At 40.5% G+C, this 19,535-nt stretch carries 20 protein-coding genes; 16 read left to right on the top strand and 4 right to left on the bottom strand.

Translation table 11 applies throughout. The features are described 5' to 3' along the window. Positions 1-17: 17 nt before the first annotated feature. The 9 genes from HWV01_RS04080 (at position 18) to panD (ending at position 8,158) form a co-directional block, all read left to right on the top strand. Positions 18-1,277 (top strand): sugar fermentation stimulation protein, encoded by a 1,260-nt coding sequence (locus HWV01_RS04080; RefSeq protein ID WP_211674185.1) that lies wholly within the window; start codon positions 18-20, stop codon positions 1,275-1,277. Positions 1,278-1,389: 112 nt separating this feature from the next. Beyond that, positions 1,390-2,097 (top strand): DNA/RNA nuclease SfsA, encoded by a 708-nt coding sequence (gene sfsA / locus HWV01_RS04075; RefSeq protein ID WP_211674184.1) that lies wholly within the window; start codon positions 1,390-1,392, stop codon positions 2,095-2,097. A gap of 154 nt (positions 2,098-2,251) precedes the next feature. After that, positions 2,252-2,695, top strand: coding sequence for an RNA polymerase-binding protein DksA (gene dksA, locus HWV01_RS04070; RefSeq protein ID WP_211674183.1), 444 nt, complete (start codon positions 2,252-2,254; stop codon positions 2,693-2,695). Positions 2,696-2,779: 84 nt separating this feature from the next. After that, positions 2,780-3,658: a tRNA glutamyl-Q(34) synthetase GluQRS gene (gluQRS, locus tag HWV01_RS04065; RefSeq protein WP_211674182.1), complete on the top strand. Its 879-nt coding sequence runs from the start codon at positions 2,780-2,782 to the stop codon at positions 3,656-3,658. Positions 3,659-3,839: 181 nt separating this feature from the next. Continuing rightward, entirely contained in the window at positions 3,840-5,300 is a 1,461-nt protein-coding gene (gene pcnB, locus HWV01_RS04060; protein WP_211674181.1) for a polynucleotide adenylyltransferase PcnB, read from the top strand. A gap of 4 nt (positions 5,301-5,304) precedes the next feature. Further along, positions 5,305-5,832 (top strand): 2-amino-4-hydroxy-6-hydroxymethyldihydropteridine diphosphokinase, encoded by a 528-nt coding sequence (gene folK, locus HWV01_RS04055; RefSeq protein ID WP_371816349.1) that lies wholly within the window; start codon positions 5,305-5,307, stop codon positions 5,830-5,832. Positions 5,833-5,850: 18 nt separating this feature from the next. After that, positions 5,851-6,645, top strand: a complete 795-nt coding sequence (gene panB / locus HWV01_RS04050) for a 3-methyl-2-oxobutanoate hydroxymethyltransferase (protein ID WP_211674179.1) — start codon at positions 5,851-5,853, stop codon at positions 6,643-6,645. Positions 6,646-6,750: 105 nt separating this feature from the next. Beyond that, positions 6,751-7,602: a pantoate--beta-alanine ligase gene (panC, locus tag HWV01_RS04045; RefSeq protein WP_211674178.1), complete on the top strand. Its 852-nt coding sequence runs from the start codon at positions 6,751-6,753 to the stop codon at positions 7,600-7,602. Positions 7,603-7,777: 175 nt separating this feature from the next. After that, a complete protein-coding gene (gene panD, locus HWV01_RS04040; protein WP_067039560.1) occupies positions 7,778-8,158 on the top strand; it encodes an aspartate 1-decarboxylase in 381 nt (126 codons plus the stop codon). A 165-nt stretch (positions 8,159-8,323) separates the two neighbouring features. On the opposite strand, the gene tkt is transcribed toward panD, so the two are convergent. After that, on the bottom strand, positions 8,324-10,312 hold the full coding sequence (gene tkt, locus HWV01_RS04035) for a transketolase (protein ID WP_211674177.1): 1,989 nt from the start codon (positions 10,310-10,312) through the stop codon (positions 8,324-8,326). 464 nt (positions 10,313-10,776) lie between these two features. Between tkt and clcA the strand changes: the two genes are divergently transcribed. Continuing rightward, positions 10,777-12,186 carry a H(+)/Cl(-) exchange transporter ClcA gene (gene clcA, locus HWV01_RS04030; RefSeq protein ID WP_211674176.1) on the top strand — a complete coding sequence of 470 codons (1,410 nt, stop codon included), beginning with the start codon at positions 10,777-10,779 and terminating at the stop codon, positions 12,184-12,186. 76 nt (positions 12,187-12,262) lie between these two features. Here the strand turns inward: clcA and HWV01_RS04025 are convergent, their stop codons facing one another. Continuing rightward, positions 12,263-12,865: a YfaZ family outer membrane protein gene (locus HWV01_RS04025; RefSeq protein WP_249185436.1), complete on the bottom strand. Its 603-nt coding sequence runs from the start codon at positions 12,863-12,865 to the stop codon at positions 12,263-12,265. A 250-nt stretch (positions 12,866-13,115) separates the two neighbouring features. On the opposite strand from HWV01_RS04025, the gene metK reads away from it, so the two are divergent. The 4 genes from metK (at position 13,116) to HWV01_RS04005 (ending at position 16,224) form a co-directional block, all read left to right on the top strand. Next, positions 13,116-14,267 (top strand): methionine adenosyltransferase, encoded by a 1,152-nt coding sequence (metK, locus tag HWV01_RS04020; protein ID WP_211674175.1) that lies wholly within the window; start codon positions 13,116-13,118, stop codon positions 14,265-14,267. A 96-nt stretch (positions 14,268-14,363) separates the two neighbouring features. Continuing rightward, positions 14,364-14,897 carry a SprT family zinc-dependent metalloprotease gene (locus HWV01_RS04015; protein WP_211674174.1) on the top strand — a complete coding sequence of 178 codons (534 nt, stop codon included), beginning with the start codon at positions 14,364-14,366 and terminating at the stop codon, positions 14,895-14,897. Between the two features lie 125 nt (positions 14,898-15,022). After that, positions 15,023-15,253, top strand: a complete 231-nt coding sequence (locus tag HWV01_RS04010; RefSeq protein WP_211674173.1) for a hypothetical protein — start codon at positions 15,023-15,025, stop codon at positions 15,251-15,253. A 212-nt stretch (positions 15,254-15,465) separates the two neighbouring features. Then, complete coding sequence (locus HWV01_RS04005; protein WP_211674172.1) at positions 15,466-16,224, top strand: endonuclease I family protein; 759 nt, start codon at positions 15,466-15,468, stop codon at positions 16,222-16,224. Positions 16,225-16,230: 6 nt separating this feature from the next. Here the strand turns inward: HWV01_RS04005 and HWV01_RS04000 are convergent, their stop codons facing one another. Continuing rightward, on the bottom strand, positions 16,231-17,157 hold the full coding sequence (locus HWV01_RS04000) for a LysR family transcriptional regulator (RefSeq protein ID WP_211674171.1): 927 nt from the start codon (positions 17,155-17,157) through the stop codon (positions 16,231-16,233). 108 nt (positions 17,158-17,265) lie between these two features. Here HWV01_RS04000 and HWV01_RS03995 point away from each other — a divergent pair, with 108 nt between their 5' ends. Then, the gene (locus HWV01_RS03995) at positions 17,266-17,877 is read left to right on the top strand and encodes a LysE family translocator (protein WP_211674170.1); all 612 of its coding nucleotides are present in this window, start codon (positions 17,266-17,268) and stop codon (positions 17,875-17,877) included. A gap of 64 nt (positions 17,878-17,941) precedes the next feature. Here HWV01_RS03995 and HWV01_RS03990 read toward each other — a convergent pair whose 3' ends face one another. After that, positions 17,942-18,367 (bottom strand): GNAT family N-acetyltransferase, encoded by a 426-nt coding sequence (locus HWV01_RS03990; protein ID WP_211674169.1) that lies wholly within the window; start codon positions 18,365-18,367, stop codon positions 17,942-17,944. 191 nt (positions 18,368-18,558) lie between these two features. Here HWV01_RS03990 and HWV01_RS03985 point away from each other — a divergent pair, with 191 nt between their 5' ends. Next, entirely contained in the window at positions 18,559-19,488 is a 930-nt protein-coding gene (locus HWV01_RS03985) for a DMT family transporter (protein WP_211674168.1), read from the top strand. The last annotated feature ends 47 nt before the right edge of the window (positions 19,489-19,535 follow it).

The following is a 19,535-nucleotide window of genomic DNA, read 5'->3' as shown; positions in this document are numbered from 1 at the left end:
AGCAAAAGGAATTTACTATGCGCCTATCTACGTCACTTTTTTTATCCTTATTATTCACACTCAGTTATAACCATACCGTAATGGCTCACATTGGATTTTGGTCAGAAACATATACCATCACCCATCAACTCACCAATGGCGAAAGTATTGCCAGTGCCAAACAAATTATGCAAGAAAAAGCCCGTATCAAAGCCAGCTTTAATGTACGTAATTATCAATTAATGAACAAGCCCGTCAACCTGACTAACTACAAACAATATGTACCTATTATTCAAGCCACTTATATTAAAATTACGCCACAAAACAAACCGCAGATAGTCAAAGATAAAGACGTATATAAAGGTCAGATATTTGTAGTACAGCAAATACGGGCAACATTCGATGAGCATTACATTGGTCAAAGCATCGCCATATTACGTAACAGTCCCACGATAGAAAAAAGTCTGATCACCCTAGATAACGAATTCGATAATAATTTAAAAAATTTAGGTGAGATCAAATTAGCCATTGCTGAACAACAAATATCAACGCAGCAAAGCGCACGATTAATACGTCAACAGGACCATCAAATCATGCAGCTTACATCGGTACTTGATGATGTAAAGCGCCTGTTTTCAGCTCACGGTCATAGCCCGCAATTCAATCTAACCCAGTTATTAAAAGTACGAGACAGTATTGACGCAGAAGTCATTGACCCTATTCTCAATACCAAAGTACGAACACGCATCACCAATGTTGAAGAACTGAATAATGGCAATGTTAAAGTCCAAGTGCAAGTTGGCTGGACCCTCCCTATACACCATATGCGTATATTACATAAATACGTGCGCTCTGCCGATGCAACAGCCCCCGGTGGCAGCTCTACGTATTTAAAACTGTCCCGGTTTTATAACGAAAAAGAGCGTGCACCGTCGATACTGTCGGCTAACATCTATAATTACCTTGCCAGTCAAAAAATCTATTTTGATATTTCAATTGGTAGCCAGCATCAAATGTTAGGAGTGCTCTATCCTAATGGGGGGGATCTGATGAACAACTGTAATAACCCACTCGCTCGTGATGCTGACAGCCCAGATAAAACCTCGATATGTATTGTCGAACAAGTATTTAACGACCAACAGATTTTATCACAGCCCAATATCGCTAACCCGCTTACATTCACCCTCAATGCCAATGAGATTAATGGCCAACTGACCGTCAATGTAAAACAAATATGGCAAAAACCTGCGAGTGAAGAAGACAAACAGTGGCGACGAGATCTGTCTAAGTTCAACTAATTAACTTTCGACTGCGATAGGCAGCCATGATGTTGTAACCCTCTGGTTGCCTATGGCTTTCTTTTCCAAAAATTATTATGCTCTAGGCTGTTTTCCAACTAATGAGCTGATTATGCATTATCCGACGCCCTTACAGTCCGCCACGTTAATTAAACGCTACAAGCGATTTTTAGCCGATGTCATTCTTGAAAATGGAGAAGAAGTTACTATTCACTGTGCTAATACCGGAGCAATGACGGGCTGTGGTGACCCAGGCGATACCATCTGGTACTCAACCTCAGATAATCCAAAACGTAAATATTCACGCTCTTGGGAGCTTACCGAAAAAGCCAATGGCGATTTGATTTGTATCAATACAGCCAGAGCCAACCAATTAGCCAAAGAAGCAATTCAATCGGCTGCTATATCACAGCTAACGGGCTACGAAAATCTGACCACCGAAGTGAAATACGGTAATGAAAATAGCCGGATTGATATTTTACTCGATGATACTAAACGCGGTAAATGCTATATCGAAGTGAAGAGTGCCAGCTTATTAGAGAATGGCTGTGGTTATTTTCCCGATACTGTCAGTGTCCGAGGACAAAAACACCTAAGAGAGCTGATGACTGTAAAGAAAAACGGACACCGAGCGGTATTATTATTTGTTATTCAGCACACCGGAATTAAGGCGCTAAAACCTGCTAAACACTTAGATAAAGACTATAGTAATCTTGTTAAGCAGGCAATTGACCAAGGAGTTGAAGTATTTGCATACGCGAGTACAATAGAAAAACACGAAATTACGTTGATAGAACAAATTTCATTCAACTGTGACTAATGTCACAGCAAAACTAACCCAAAAGAGGGTGATGGTGAACAATTTGCCAGTTTAGTTTGCGCAGTTTGTGTGTTTCTGGTATTTATACCGCCCATAAATATTGCTTAGCAGTGCTCTGTAATATTATGGCGTAATGCGGACTAGGAGAGATAGCATGCCTGAAGCGAAAAAATTACTCGGTGTTTTAGCCATCGCAGGTGTTGAAGCTTACCAAGAACAGCCTGGTGAAGAATACATGGGCGAGAAGCAACGCGAACACTTTAAAAACATTTTAAGTGCTTGGCGAAATGAACTACGTGAAGAAGTTGATCGCACAGTGGTTCATATGAAGGATGAAGCGTCAAACTTCCCAGATCCTGTAGATCGAGCAGCCCAGGAAGAAGAATTTAGCTTAGAACTTCGAGCACGTGATCGTGAACGTAAACTAATCAAAAAAATCGAAAAAACCCTTCAATTAATTGAAAATGATGAATTCGGTTTTTGCGGCACTTGTGGTATCGAAATTGGTATCCGTCGTTTAGAAGCACGACCAACTGCAGACCAATGTATTGACTGCAAAACGCTTGCTGAAATTAAAGAAAAGCAAATGGTTGGCTAATCAGTTTTCAACTGACATTATTTTATTGAGGGCTTATTAGCCCTCTTTCTATTTGTAGCCTTTTTTATTTAAAGAACCCTATTTATGTCCAATAGCTATGTAGGACGCTTTGCGCCCTCACCTTCAGGACCATTACATTTTGGTTCCCTGATCGCTGCTGTTGGCAGCTATTTACAAGCAAAATCTAACCAAGGTACTTGGTTAGTGCGCATTGAAGATCTCGATCCCCCTAGAGAAATTACAGGGGCTGCAGCGAATATCTTAACAACACTCGATGCCTTTGGTTTACATTGGGATGGTGATGTTATCTATCAAAGCCAGCGCAGTTCTGCTTATCAAGAAGCCATTGCCCAGCTTAACCAGCAAGGTTTAACCTACTACTGTCATTGCACCCGCAAACAGATCCAAGCACAAGGGGTCTTTTATCAAGGACACTGTAAGCACAAAAAGCTTACTGCAGATAATGCCGCCTTGCGGGTAACGACAACAGTGCCAGTTAATCATTTTATGGATGAGTTACATGGTAAAATAGATATCGAGAAAGCACTCGCTGCAGAAGACTTTATTATTCATCGTAAAGATGGCCTTTTTGCTTATAATCTTGCCGTTGTCGTGGATGATATTTACCAAGGTATCACCCAAGTGGTTCGCGGCGCTGATTTAATTGAACCAACAGGGCGACAATTATACCTGTTTGAACAATTTTCACAGCCAGCACCATCATATTTACATTTGCCTTTGGTCAGTAATGCCGATGGCTCTAAATTGAGTAAACAGAATCATGCGCCCGGCTTAGATATCAGTCAGGCTAAAGCCCTCTTAATTGATGCATTCCGATTCTTAGGGTTACCCGTGTGTAACGAGCTTCAAGATCTATCTATCCCCCACCTATTACAATGGGGTACAGAACATTGGTCCGTCAAAAACCTACCCAGACAGAAATCAATCGTATTAAGCCAATAAGGCAATATTAATACTAAATTTCGTCAACAATCTTTGTCATTTTATCAATGCAGCGCTATTATATGGCGGCATAAATAATTCAACCTATTTTACTATTAATTCGAGGTGTACCATTTTCACTCAAATCACTAAATTCTGTAAAAATATACTAAGCAGAAAACAGATAGATCAAACATCAGATGTGAAAGAAACGGCCTCTGAAACAGCGTCAAAGACACGCAAAGATCGTGATGCACAGAGTAAAAAAACACCTGAAGATACGCATTCTAATACTGCAGTTGGGCCAGTAGTACAACAAGATGTACAGAATTTGGGATTAAATGAACTGAAATTGGAGAAGGGTCAACACCCTATAAACCATAACTTAATTAGTGAAAACGCCCTAAAAGTGCTCTATCGTTTACACAAGTCAGGCTATCAAGCTTACCTTGTCGGGGGTGGTGTGCGTGATATTTTTATTGGTCAAGAGCCAAAAGATTTTGATATCGCGACCAATGCCGAGCCAGAACAAATCAAAAAATTATTCCATAACTGCCGTTTAGTTGGCCGTCGCTTTCGTCTTGCCCACATCTTATTTGGCCGTGACATGATCGAAGTTGCAACCTTCCGTGGTCATCACGTAGAAGAAAAAGAAAAAGAACAAAATCAACAAACATCAAAGCAGTCCGATGGCGGCATGTTGTTACGTGATAACGTCTATGGCACCATCAGTGAAGATGCTGAACGTCGTGACTTTACCGTTAATGCACTTTACTACAACATTGCCGATCGTGCTGTTTATGACTTTGCTGGCGGCCTTGCCGATTTACAAAGTAAACAACTACGTTTAATTGGTGATCCAGAGACTCGTTACCGTGAAGATCCAGTACGTATGTTACGTGCAGTACGTTTTTCCGCAAAACTAGATATGCAGATCAGTCCAGATGCAGCGGAACCAATTAAACGCATGGCGAACTTACTACAAAGTATTCCCGCAGCCCGTTTATTTGAAGAAACATTAAAACTATTCTTAAATGGTCACGGTTTAGCCACTTACAAACTAATGAAAGAACATGGTTTATTCCAACCATTGTTCCCACTTGTTAGCAAGTATCAAAATGAAGACGGTTCAAGTAACTGTGATAAATTCATCCAAATTGCGTTAGACAATACTGATCGTCGTATTAATGCTGGCAAACGTGTAACGCCCGCTTATTTATATGCCGCAATGTTATGGTATCCACTGGAAGCTATGGCTGAAGAACGCGTTATTGACAGTGGTCTTAACTACAGCGATGCTTTGTTATTAGCAATGAATGACGCGCTGGATTCCCAAATTAAGAGTATTGCAATTCCACGTCGCTTTACTTCAACAATCCGTGATATTTGGCATTTACAAGGCCGTTTACCACGCCGCCAAGGCAAACGCGCAGAAAAAGCCTTCGAACACTTAAAATTCCGTGCAGGTTTTGATTTCTTAGAAATGCGAGCAGAAATCCAAGGTGGCGACTTAGTCGAAGTAACTCAATGGTGGCGCGATTACCAAACTGCGAATGCCACTGGCCGTCAGAACTTAATTAAAGAATTAAATGCACCTGTTGGTAAAAAAACACGTCCTCGTCGCGCTAAAAAGAAAAAGCCTGTGGACGAAAGTGATGCTTAATAGTATGTCAACTCTAAAAAAACATGATATTAACAAGCAAGACTATACCCGCTGTTATATCGCGATCGGCAGTAATCTTGCCGATCCAGTAGCGCAAGCCAAAGAAGCGATAACAACGCTAGAGGCACTAACGGAAAGTCGTTTTATTTCGGTATCATCCCTGTATGCAAGTAAGCCAATGGGACCACAAGAACAACCTGATTATATTAATGCGGTTGCCTGTGTCGACACCCGTTTAGCGCCAATTGAATTACTTGATGCGCTACAGCAGATTGAAAATGAGCAAGGCCGTGTACGTAAAGAACATTGGGGAGCAAGAACCCTCGATTTAGATATCTTACTATACGGTGATTACATCATGAGTACACCCCGTTTAACTGTGCCGCATTACGGCATGAAAGAGCGTGAATTTGTACTCTACCCATTAGCAGAGATAGCACCACAATTACAATTACCCTGTGGTCAGGTATTGTCAGACTTACTTAAGGCCTGTCCGCGTAATGACTTAGCTATTTATCAAAACATAGAGTAATGTGAAGAAGGATTTATAATGAGTAAAGTTACCGTATCTAAACTGCTTAAAATGAAACAAGCAGGACAAAAGTTTGCCAGTATTACCGCTTATGATGCGAGTTTTTCTGCATTATTTGACGAAGCCGGAGTGCCAGTATTATTAGTTGGCGATTCGATGGGCATGGTACTGCAAGGCCACAATGATACGCTACCTGTTACTGTTACAGATATTGCTTATCATACCCGCTGTGTACGTGCAGGCGCGACCAACTCACTGGTTATCGCAGATATGCCATTTATGAGTTATTCCACCAAAGAACAGACCTTGACCAATGCAACAGCCCTCATGCAAGCGGGTGCAAACATGGTTAAAGTTGAAGGTGGTGAATGGTTAGTTGAGAGTGTTTCGGCACTGACAGAACGCGGTATCCCTGTGTGCGGTCATCTTGGCTTAACACCACAATCAGTCCACGTTTTTGGCGGTTTTAAAGTACAAGGCCGAGCACAAGATAAAGCGGATGAAATGGTCGAACATGCACTTTCATTACAAGCTGCAGGCATCCAACTATTAGTTGTAGAGTGTATCCCTGCACCGTTAGCAAAACGTATTTCTGAAGCCTTAACTATCCCTGTCATTGGTATTGGCGCGGGTCGCGATACAGATGGTCAAATCTTAGTAATGCATGATGCATTCGGTATTTCGAAAGGCTTTGTACCTAAATTTTCAAAGAACTTTTTAGCTGAAACAGGCGATATGCGTAACGCGATCATCGCTTATATCGATGAAGTTGCCGCACAGACTTTTCCTGCCGATGAGCACATGTTCTCATAGTTCACATGCACTCTTAAATTGATAAAGGGGCTATAAGCAAATAGTTAAGATTTGCACGCCCCCCTTTTTCAACATTCCCTACCAATTTTATTAGGTAATTAATATATGGATATTATTGCAAATATTGATGTTCTTAAAGAGCAGGTTATCGCTTGGCGTCGTCTTGGTCTATCCACCGCATTTGTGCCAACTATGGGTAACTTACATAATGGTCATTTAGCCCTTGTTAAAGAAGCGCAAAAATACGCAGACCGTGTTGTAGTCAGTATATTTGTTAATCCAATGCAGTTTAACCAAGCTGCCGATTTAGCCGCTTATCCTCGTACATTAGACCAAGATTGCCGCGCATTACAAAGTGTTGATACCGATTTAGTATTTACGCCAACACCTGAACTCATATACCCAAACGGCTTAGCATCACAAACGTTCATTCAAGTACCAGGTATTTCTGAAGTACTTGAGGGCGCGCATCGTCCGGGTCATTTCAACGGTGTATCGACGATAGTGGCTAAACTATTTAATTTAGTACAACCTGATGTGGCTTTATTTGGTGAAAAAGATTTCCAACAATTAGCGTTAATTCGTCATATGGTCGACGATCTTGCAATGCCGATTCAAATTGTTGGCGTACCGACTGTACGTGAAGAGTCAGGCTTGGCGATGAGCTCTCGTAATGGTCTGTTAACTGCTGAAGAACGTATTGTTGCACCACTCTTAGCCGATGTAATGCAGACAATTGCAGATCAAGTTTCTGTTGATGAACAAGCAAACAAAGCATTAGTCACGCAAGCCACCGCACAGCTTAATGCAGCTGGTTTTAAGACCGACGCGATTGATATAGTTGATGCCGATACTTTAGCTAGTCTCACTACAAACAGTCAGCAAGCCGTTGTTTTAATGGCTGCATTCTTAGGAAAGGCACGTTTAATCGATAATAAAGTGATTAAATTACGCTAACGATTAGCGCAATTCTACCTAACAACTAGTACAATTGCGCTAATTAAACAAATACGCTACTATGGACGCCGGTACATATTTTGTACGGTATATATGTATACCTAAGTGACTCCAAGATGAACAATCAACACCTTGGGTATATTCATAAACTATTAATGGAATGGGTTTTAGAACAATGCAAACCACAATGCTAAAAGGTAAATTACACCAAGCGCGTGTAACACATGCAGAATTAAACTACGAAGGTTCATGCGCAATCGATCAAGATATGCTTGATGCGTCAGGGATCCTAGAGTATGAAGCAATCGATATCTATAACATTGATAATGGTGAGCGCTTTTCGACTTACGCTATCGCTGGTGAACGCGGTTCGAAAATCATTTCAGTGAACGGTGCTGCTGCACGTAAAGCAGCAGTTGGCGATCGCATCATTATCTGTGCATACGTACGTATGGACAATGAAGAAGCGAAACAACACAAACCTTCGCTTGTTTATCTTGATCAAGTTAATGACATCGTTCGTACAAGTAACGATATTCCAGTACAAGTTGCCTAGTTAGCAAATCGATACGGAATAATGAAAAACCAGCGTAATGCTGGTTTTTTTGTATCTATAATTTAGTCTCAATCACAAAAAATAAAAAAGAGCACCTAGGTGCTCTTTTTTCGTTACTCTAATTAAAAGCAGTGTGCCCCGGTCTGTCAGCACACGGTATTTAAATTAAAGAGCTTCGGCAGCCGCAACAACGTTTGCAACAGTGAAACCGAACATTTCAAACAGTTGCTCAGCTGGTGCTGATTCGCCGAATGTAGTCATGCCGATGATAGCGCCGTTAAAGCCAGTGTATTTGTGCCAGAAGTCAGCAATACCCGCTTCAACCGCAACACGTTTAACAACGTCAGACGGTAGAACAGATTCACGGTATGCAGCATCTTGCTTATCAAATACGTCTGTAGCAGGCATAGATACAACACGTACCTTACGGCCTTTTGCAGTAAGTTCTGCAGCAGCTTTAGTACAAAGTTCAACTTCAGAACCAGTAGAGATAAGGATAAGCTCTGGTTTGCCATCACAATCTACTAGCGTGTAACCACCTTTAGCAACATTTGCTAATTGTGCTTCATCACGTGGCATAGGTGCTAGACCTTGGCGGCTGAAGATTAATGCCGTTGGACCGTCTTTGCGTTCAATTGCATATTTCCAAGCAACTGCTGATTCTACAGAATCACATGGACGCCATGCGCTCATGTTTGGTGTCATACGCAAGCTTGCAATTTGCTCTACTGGTTGGTGAGTTGGGCCATCTTCACCTAGACCGATTGAGTCATGCGTATAAACTTGGATGTTTTGCACTTTCATTAATGCAGCCATACGCATTGCGTTACGCGCATATTCCATGAACATCAGGAATGTAGCACCGTAAGCTGTGAAGCCACCGTGTAAAGACATACCGTTGATGATTGCAGTCATACCAAACTCACGCACACCGTAGTGTAGGTAGTTACCAGATGCGTCATCCGCAGTGATTGCTTTAGTACCAGACCACATTGTTAAGTTAGATGGTGCTAAATCAGCTGAACCACCTAGTAGCTCAGGTAACATTGCACCGAACTCTTCAATACAGTTTTGTGATGCTTTACGTGTTGCTACTTTTGCAGAATCAGCTTGCAGCTGTTTGATGTAGTCAGACGTTTTAGTTTCCCAATCAGCTGGTAATTCACCAGAAGTACGACGTGCGTATTCTGCAGCTAGTTCAGGGAATGCCGCTTGGTAAGCCGCAAATTTTTCATTCCATGCAGCTTCTGCTTGTGCGCCAGCTTCATTGGCATCCCACTCAGAGTAAATATCTGCAGGGATTTCGAATGCCGCGTGTTTCCAACCTAGTTTTTCACGTGTAGCTATAATTTCAGCGTCACCAAGAGGAGCACCATGACAGCCATGAGTACCTTCTTTGTTTGGTGAACCAAAACCGATCACTGTTTTACAACAGATAAGGCTTGGACGTGATGTTTCAGCTTTAGATGCTTCAATTGCCGCTTGGATTTCTGCAGGGTTATGACCATCTACAGATACAACATGCCAACCGTAAGCTTCAAAACGTTTTACAGTATCGTCTGTGAACCAGCCGTCTACTTCGCCGTCAATTGAAATACCGTTGTCATCCCAGAATGCAACCAGTTTGCCTAGGCCTAATGTGCCAGCAAGTGAACATGCTTCATGTGAGATGCCTTCCATTAGGCAACCATCACCTAGGAAAGAATAAGTGTAGTGATCAACAATTTCATGTTCTGGTTTGTTGAACTGTGCTGCTAATGTTTTTTCAGCAATCGCCATACCAACAGCATTAGTGATACCTTGGCCTAGTGGACCCGTTGTAGTTTCAATACCAGGTGCGTAGCCGTATTCAGGGTGACCAGGTGTTTTTGAATGCAATTGACGGAAGTTTTTCAACTCTTCAATTGGCAATGCATAGCCTGTAAGGTGTAGCAGTGAGTAAATAAGCATTGAGCCATGACCATTTGAAAGAATAAAGCGATCACGGTCAACCCAGTTTGGATTTGCTGGGTTGTGGTTAAGGTTCTTACGCCATAATACTTCGGCAATATCTGCCATGCCCATTGGTGCGCCTGGATGGCCTGAATTTGCTTGTTGAACTGCGTCCATACTTAGGGCACGAATCGCGTTCGCTAGCTCTTGACGAGATGGCATAGTTTGCTCCTGCTGAGATTAATTTAAAATACTTTTAAGCTGTTATATTGTCATAAAATTATCTTATGTATAACAAGTTTTTTTAGTTTATTTAGATTTATCGAATTTTAGGTTCACGTCAGGGTATTAACATTCTAGACAAACCCAAACCACTTTCGAGTGAAGGCATGTTAACACTCAAACGAATCTTGCGTTGTGATTTTATTAACAAGAATGTGACCCTTGTGCATAAATAATAATTTTTAATCGGAATTTTTTTTTACGACATCTAACTAAAAAGAAATACTATCGAAGCTGTTTATTCGTTATACTGTTTTCGCATTCATTCTCCACAACGAACTTCGCAGAAAACGATCATACAATGATCGTAGATAACGCGAACGATGCTGTTATACGTCAGTAATTGCGATTACTCGATATGAGGTTATTTGCACTCTTTTCACAGTATCAAACGGCACATGAAAATGGCTAAATCGCCCAATTTAAAATTTTTCAAAACTGCACTGCGTAAGCATCGTACAAGTCCAAAATTACTTTCTGCCAAACACGACTACATTGTGCTGCCTATTATTTCTGCGCTTGTTGGCGGGATGACAGGCTTAATCATCGCCCTATTTGAAGCTGCGGTACTATGGACTGACGCCCAACGATTACAAATGTTCAATCCTTTAGCACTGCCACCAAGCCTGAATATACTGTTAATCATGATACTCAGTGGTGCTATAGTTGGTTTTTCATTTTGGCTAACATTACGCTTCGCCCCCGAAGCATCTGGCAGTGGCATTACCCATATCGAAGGTGCGCTTGATGGTATGTATGACATTCGCTGGCGTCGCTTATTGCCGGTTAAATTTATCGCAGGTACATTAGCCATTAGCTCAGGTATGATCTTTGGTCGGGCGGGCCCGTCGATTCAAATCGGCGGCACAATTGGGCGCATGTTTGCAGACACAGCAAAGCGTTATACCAATGCCACTCATATCCTTGTTGCTGCAGGTGCGGCGGCGGGACTGGCAGCCGCATTTAATGCGCCACTTGCCGGGATTTTATTTGTTATTGAAGAAATGCGTCCCCATTTTCGATACAACATGACATCGATAAAATGTGTGACTCTCGCAGCGGCAGTTGCCACCATTGTGATGCGCGCTTTTCATGGCCAAGAAGCCGTTATGCCTGTCATGCATTTTGACGTTCCAGCGCTAACCTCGCTTTGGCTATTTCTTTTATTAGGGTCCATTTTTGGTGTCATTGGCGTGTATTTTAATCGCTGGATAATAAACAGTACAAAATTATTAAAACGTAAACAAAATAATAAAATGCACCGTATTATTCTTACCGGTGTATTCTTTGGTTGCCTGTTTTCCTTATTACAGTCATTTGTCCCTGACACCGCTGGTAACGGTAGAGATTTAATGGTCAGGATGATTCAAGAGCCAAGTACTTGGGCTATTTTAGTCGCCTTATTTGTGATCCGCCTATTCGGTACTATCGCTTGTTTTGCTTCGGGCGCACCTGGCGGTGTGTTTACCCCAATGTTAACGCTAGGTACTTTATTTGGCCTTGCTTATGGCGTTATTGCAGCCGAGCTATTTCCTAGCTTCGTAGCCGAGCCAACGGTATATGCGATAGCTGGGATGGGGGCATTATTTGCCGCGACAGTGAGAGCGCCCGTGACAGGTATTGTGTTAGTGGTTGAAATGACGGATAGCTATGAATTGATTCTGCCTTTACTCATCACTTGTCTTGGCGCTACGCTTGTCGCACAAGCTCTTGGTGGTAAGCCTCTTTATGCCGAATTATTAAAACTATCGTTACCTAAAGAACCCACTGTAGAAGATAACGAGATAACAACAACACGCCCTACTACAACTTAATGCCACATTTTAGCTAGAAACAAAAAAGCACCCTACTAGGTGCTTTTTTCGTGATATTTACAAAGCCTCTAACGGCTTAGAATATCCATTTCAAACCAAATAGAAAGTCACTTGTTAGACGTTCTTCCGGCATATTTTTATACTCAACCGTTGTATGATTATACTCAGCAAAGAGACTTGCTGTTGGCATTAACTCGTAGTTAGCACGAAAGACCCACTGCGTGTAATTTTCAGTGTCACCAAATGCAAGGATTTCAGGGCTGAAATGGAATTTAGCTTCTACACTAAACTCTTGAGTTAAACGTAAGCCACCTAAACCGCCAAATGCTAATGCATAACCATCACCATTATCGTTATCCATTCTTACAGCTTTCGCGCCAAGTTCAAAGAATGTTGAACCAACATCTTGAAATGCATAAAGGCCCGTATCTGCGGTATAACCATTGTCGATAGTCTGTAGGAAGTCACCTTTTAGCTTTAGCGCTTCTTTCATTTCAAGATCATAGCCCAAAATAATATTATCGTTATTGAAGGCAAGTGAGATGTTTGATGCTGAACTGCTAAAGCTAGCCAGTAACCCGGCAGTGATAACTAATGATTTTTTCAATGACACTTTATTATTCCCAATGGCAAGAGTGGTAGTTACATTTAATGATAGTGATCGAATAATTTCTCTCATTGAAAAAATCCCGTCACTTCATACTTTTAATACTTTCGTCCTATGCTACTTCATATTGACTATTTATTACATATATATACAAAAATTCTCTTTAAATAGTACTTTTAAACATATTTGCAAAATTAATATGATCCAAGGACTATCTTAATACAGGCAAACTAGTTTAGAATAGCCGTCTAGATGTTAAAACTTCTACACATATGAACGTACATTACGTCGGTTGTGTTTAAATTAAGAGAGAATTAAAACTATGGCTAAACACTTGTTTACCTCTGAGTCAGTATCAGAAGGTCATCCTGATAAAATTGCAGACCAAATCTCCGATGCTGTACTTGATGCAATCATCGCTCAAGACCCAAAAGCACGCGTAGCCTGCGAGACTTATGTTAAAACAGGTATGGTTATGGTTGGTGGTGAAGTAACGACTGACGCTTGGGTTGATATCGAAGAAATCACCCGTAAAACAGTACGTGAAATCGGTTACATCAACTCAGAAATGGGTTTTGACGCCGACTCTTGTGCCGTATTAAACACAATTGGTAAACAATCTCCAGACATCAACCAAGGTGTTGACCGTGATGATCCACTAGAGCAAGGCGCTGGTGACCAAGGTTTAATGTTTGGTTATGCAAACAATGAAACTGAAGAATTAATGCCAGCTCCGATTACGTATTCACACAAGCTGGTTAAACGCCAAGCTGAAGTACGTAAAAGTGGTACGCTTCCTTGGTTACGCCCAGATGCAAAAAGCCAAATCACATTTGCTTATGATGATGGCAAAATTGTTGGTATCGATGCAGTTGTGCTTTCAACTCAACACTCTGAAGATATCAAACAAGCAGATTTAGTAGAAGCTGTGATGGAAACAATCATCAAGCCAGTACTACCCGAGCAATGGTTAACTAAAGAAACTAAATTCTTCATTAACCCAACTGGTCGTTTCGTTATCGGTGGTCCAGTAGGTGACTGTGGTTTAACTGGTCGTAAAATTATCGTTGATACATACGGCGGTATGGCGCGTCACGGTGGTGGTGCATTCTCTGGTAAAGATCCATCAAAAGTTGACCGTAGTGCAGCATACGCAGCACGTTATGTAGCGAAAAATATCGTAGCTGCTGGCCTAGCTGACCGTTGTGAAATACAAGTTTCTTACGCGATCGGTGTTGCAGAACCAACGTCAATCTCTGTTGAAACATTCGGTACAGGTAAAGTAAGCGAAGAACTACTTGTTAAACTTGTTCGTGAACATTTCGAATTACGTCCACACGGTTTAATCGAAATGTTAGATCTTAAGCGCCCTATTTATCAAAATACAGCTGCTTATGGTCACTTCGGTCGTAAAGAATTCTCTTGGGAAGCAACAGACAAAGCTGAAATCCTACGTGATGCAGCAGGTCTTTAGTCAACATTAGTTTTTAGCTAACGGTTGATTATAAAGAGGCGCTTTTGGTAACATAACCAGAGCGCCTTTTTTATAAATGATTTTGTAGATAATACTATGCTTAATGATTTACTCCTGCAACAAAATGTCAGCTCACATACCGTAGAACAATTAGTTTTAGATAAAATAGAAACCTGCTATCAACAAGCTGAGTTAAAGTTAAATAAAACATTCCCCCGACCAAACATTAATTTCAAACAACGTGGTAAAGCAGCAGGTAGCGCTCGATTACAAATTAATGAATTACGTTTTAACTCTATCTTGTTACAAGAAAACCAACAGCATTTCATCGCACATACAGTACCACATGAAGTTGCACACCTATTGGTTTATCAAATTTATGGGCGCACTAAACCCCACGGTAAAGAATGGCAACAAATCATGAATCAAATATTTGATCTCGCAGCCAAAACTACACACCAATATGATGTTTCCACTGTGAAAGGCAAAACTTTTACCTATGCTTGTCACTGTACAGAACACTTATTAACAATTCGTCGCCATAATAAGATAATCCGTGATAACGTCAAATATATTTGTCGTTCTTGCAAACAAAGTTTAATCATAAAACATTTAATAACAATGGATTAACTTAAAACTGTGGATGTGACAACTTGTTTGATAATTATCTAAAAAATTAACGTATATAGGTGTATTTATCTAAATTCATAAGATAAAATAACTCAATACATACCATTGTGATAGGGAACTAGGTTATGACTCAAACGTTAGATACTGCAAGATCTACCGATTATGAAATGGAAAAACTGATAGCTGCAGTTTTAAAGCGTAACAAAGAGCAAGCGGAGCAAATCGCCAGAACTCTTGATCTGAGTGCTTTATCTATCTCTCAACGTATTTTCATGGCAAAGTCCGGTGTGTTAAAAGAAAAAATGCTTACGGATTCAGATATCGCAGTACGTTACGCTGCTTCTCGCGCAAACTAGCCACTTCGATGTCTAGAGAGCAGTTGCTATCTTCTGCTCTTTTTTATATCTAAACCCCCTCTCTAGTTCAACAGTCAAACTTCTTTATATTACTCTCACTTCTAACAATCTTATTCATAGTCAACACTCCGTTAATTAAGGTTATTTTACAATTATATCGTCTATTCTAAGCTGTGCTACAATGCTGAATTATTACATTGGAGCAGTCTGTAATGTTAAAACAATTCGGTACTATAGTTATATCAACCACCTTATTCTTCCCTTCCTTTTCTAATGCTTCGAACGATGGCAATCAAATAAATCAATCCTTTAGTAAAGCCAAAAAAATGCTTGAACGGCAGGTATATACCGATGTACCTAGACTGACGATCTATTGCCAGGCTGATTTCAATAGCAAAAAGAAGATCACCGACCATAATGGTTTTACATCACAAAAACATGTGAAACGCCAGGCAAAAATTGAATGGGAACACGTCGTCCCAGCGGAGAACTTTGGCCGTAATTTCAGTGAATGGCGAGAAGGTAATAGTGCGTGTGTGAATAGTAAAGGTAAGAGCTTTAAGGGCCGTCGCTGCGCCGAAAAAGTAAATATAGCTTACCGTTATATGCAGGCGGATATGTACAACCTGTATCCCGCGATTGGCGCTGTTAATGCACTACGCAGTAATTACAATTTTACTTCACAAGTAACAACGGAAAAGAATCAATTCGGCAGCTGCCCAATCAAAATAAAAAATAAAACGGTACAGCCGCCTGATTATGCCAAAGGCCAGATTGCCCGCGCTTACTTATATATGGAAGCCGCTTATCCAGCCTACAACATAGGTAGACAAAAACGTGAGCTGCAAGCATGGAATAAGCAATACCCTGTGACACCCACTGAATGTCAACGCACGCAACTTATTGAAAGCTTGCAAGGCAATGAAAATCGCGTTGTTAAATCAGCCTGTTTAGATCGTGGGATTTGGTAACCTGATTTATTGATTTGGCACACAGACAGCAAGATTCAGTTGTAACCAATCAATGAAGTTTCGCTGTAAAACATCAGACTGGCCATCTTTCCCTAACAAAGTATTGCCTTGTTCTGATAAAGTGTCACCTTGGCTTAATAACATATAGTGATGACCTGAACGTTTAAAGCCAAACGGCGCGACTAAATTACCACGTTGCAAATCATCCATGACTAAGGGGTATGAGCCTATTGCCGCCCCTAAGTTATCAACCACCGCTTGTAAACAGAAATAGAAATGTGCGAATGTTTGTTCGCTTTTCACCTTCAGACTTTGTACTTTAAGACATGATACAGCGCTACCTTGTAACCAATTATCCCAAGCCTGCGGCCGAGTCTGGCTATGTAATAATTTAATCTTACCAGCGTCATTCTGTACCTGTTGCCAATATTCAGGAGAAAAGATAGGGCCAACCCACTCTTCAACTAAGGGGGTCTGTTGGTAGTCATGCAATAGTGGAAAGTCATCTCGTCGTATCGCCAACGACAAACCATTACTGCCGAGTATCACAGGACCACCAGCTGTTGATAATCGTACATCGGCATCGACATTCTCTTGATAAAAATCACTCAAGCGAGGCATTAACCAACGCATTGTTAATGTTGGCTCACACGATACCTCTAAGTATGTATGCGTAACTTGAGTAACATGCTGAACACCCGCTTCCAAGGCATTAAATGCTTGCTCTGTATATCCAGATAATAGTTTACCAGCAGGCGTTAATTTCACATTTCGCCCTTCACGATAAAACAGATTTACCGCTAAGTGCGTTTCTAATGTTTTAATCTGCTTACTCACCGCACCATGGGTAATACACAGCTTGTTAGCAGCTTTGCTATAACTTTCGAGCGCTGCTGCCACATGAAAAACATGGAATGCTTTTAAATGCCTCATTGGTGATTTTTTCTCACATATCAATTGAAATCTATTCGATTATAGCGAAGCTGTAATTCACCTACAATGAACACCTATCAATAATTATGAATCATAAATGGAATCGTTATGGAAATATTGAGCCTGGCTATATTAGGCATATTAATCGTTATCAGTCCGGGGGCTGACTTTGTTTTAGTGTTAAAAACCAGTATTAATGATGGGCGTAAAGCCGGTATTTTTACCGCGCTAGGTCTTAGCCTCGCAATCTGCGTGCACATCAGTTATTCAATGTTTGGTATTAGCTATTTAATCTCACAGAATGAATTTTTATATAACATGATCCGCTACGCTGGTGCAGGCTATTTGATCTACCTTGGTATCAAAGGTATTTACTCGGCAAACAGTCCATTAAATACCACGTCGGCAGAACAACGTAAAATTAAAAATTGGCAATATCTAGCTCAAGGTTTTCTGTGTAATGTATTAAACCCTAAAACAATGTTGTTTTTCTTAAGTGTATTTAGCCAAGTGATTTCACCTGACTCAAATGACAATACCTACGCCTTCATCTACGGTGTTTATATGATTGCCCTACATGGAATATGGTTTGCGATTGTCGCGATATTATTTACGTCAGTGGCATTACAAACGCGATTATTACGTGTTAGAAAACGCTTGAATCAAGTATGTGGGATTGGGCTTGTGAGTTTTGGCGCATTACTCGCGTTGAAGTCATAGCAAATGAATAATAAATAGCCTCGAGTACAGGGTTGAGGCTATTTTATTTCAGAGCTAACAATTTTTATTCATACAAATACGGCGCATGCAGTTCCATATAAACCTCTGGCGCAGCCAGCGTTGTGAAACCAAATTGTTGATACAATCCATGGGCATCACGGGTGGCTAACATCATACGTCTAAGCCCCTGTAAATCAGGATGATCTAATATAGCAGCCATGAGTAATTTACTTAATCCTTTGCCTTGATGGGCTTCAAGTACAAACACGTCAGATAAATAGGCAAAAGTTGCCTTATCCGTGATCATACGGGAAAACCCCACTTGCTCACCTGCTTGAGTGAATACACCAAAACATAACGAGTTTTCAAGCGACCGCTTTAAAGTACTCATCGAAATTCCTTTTGCCCAATATGTACCCGAAATAAATTCGTGTATTACTGCTAAATCCATATCTGCAAAATTAGCACTTATTTTATAATCTTCATCCATGGTTCTTACTCCCCTTCATTTTATCAATAAATAACTGCTCGCATACTTAAATCATATTTCACCAGTGTTATCCACTTGATAGTAATGAATTTAACATCATTAACTCTCTATTTTTTAATATAAGATGAAGGCTAGGTCAATAAGTATCAATTAAGTGGTATTAAGCTGTCAAACTTTATTGGAGAAGGGATATGTTCCAACATTTTGAGAAGTATAATTTAAGTAAACACGCTTTATTTAAATATAAAGAAATAATAATATTTTGTATTATCTCATCTGTGTCATCTATTTTAATGGCCGAAGCAGTTAAAACTGTCAACCCTATAACCTCGACATTTATTACCTTTAGCCTCACTGCATTGATATTCATCCTGTTAAATATCAATAATTTCCGCCCAATTATAGTGGCAAGTTTTCAACAACGACTAACCCTGTTACAGATAAACCTCACTACATTGGCAAATACCTTACTCGCATTTGTTGGGATGACTTATGTTTCTCCTTTAGTTTATGGCATTATCTTTTTTGGCTGTCTGCCATTTTTTAATAACGCATTGCAGTGGCGATTATTTGCAAATAATAAATCCAGTTATACCTTTAATTTAGTATCCTGCTTAAGTGCCATTTTTATCGCTGGCTACATATCAGATCAAACAATGATAGCGAACACTCAAGGTATTAGTTATGCGTTAATATCATGCTTTTCTGCAGCACTATACATGCTCCGTTCAGAATACTTTCATCGAAAAACAGGATTAACACCCTCGCAAATTTTATCGGTGCGATTTTACCTCGTGATCTTAATTTGTGGGGGCTATGCTTTACTGCAACCCAATACATTAATACTTAACAGCAACGAATGGTTAATGCTATCCGGAGCAGCTATCACAGGTAGTGTTATTCCATTATTTCTAATGCAAGTCGCTATAAAAAAATTAGGAGCGGCTGTCACAGCGCAATTTATGCCATCTATTCCTGTACTTTGTATGACATTTTTAACGGCATTAGGCATCGCACAATTTTCAGGATTAGAAATCCTTGCGATTGTTTCGTTTTCAATGCTACTCATCGCCCAAATACGCTACAAAGTACATAAACGACATGTCGCTGCTAATGCATAACGCTAATTTAAGGTTACAATACCCTATATCATTACCTTATTGCTAAC

The organism is Moritella sp. 5 (assembly GCF_018219455.1).
GTDB lineage: Bacteria > Pseudomonadota > Gammaproteobacteria > Enterobacterales > Moritellaceae > Moritella.
This window is presented reverse-complemented; position numbering and strand designations above follow the sequence as displayed.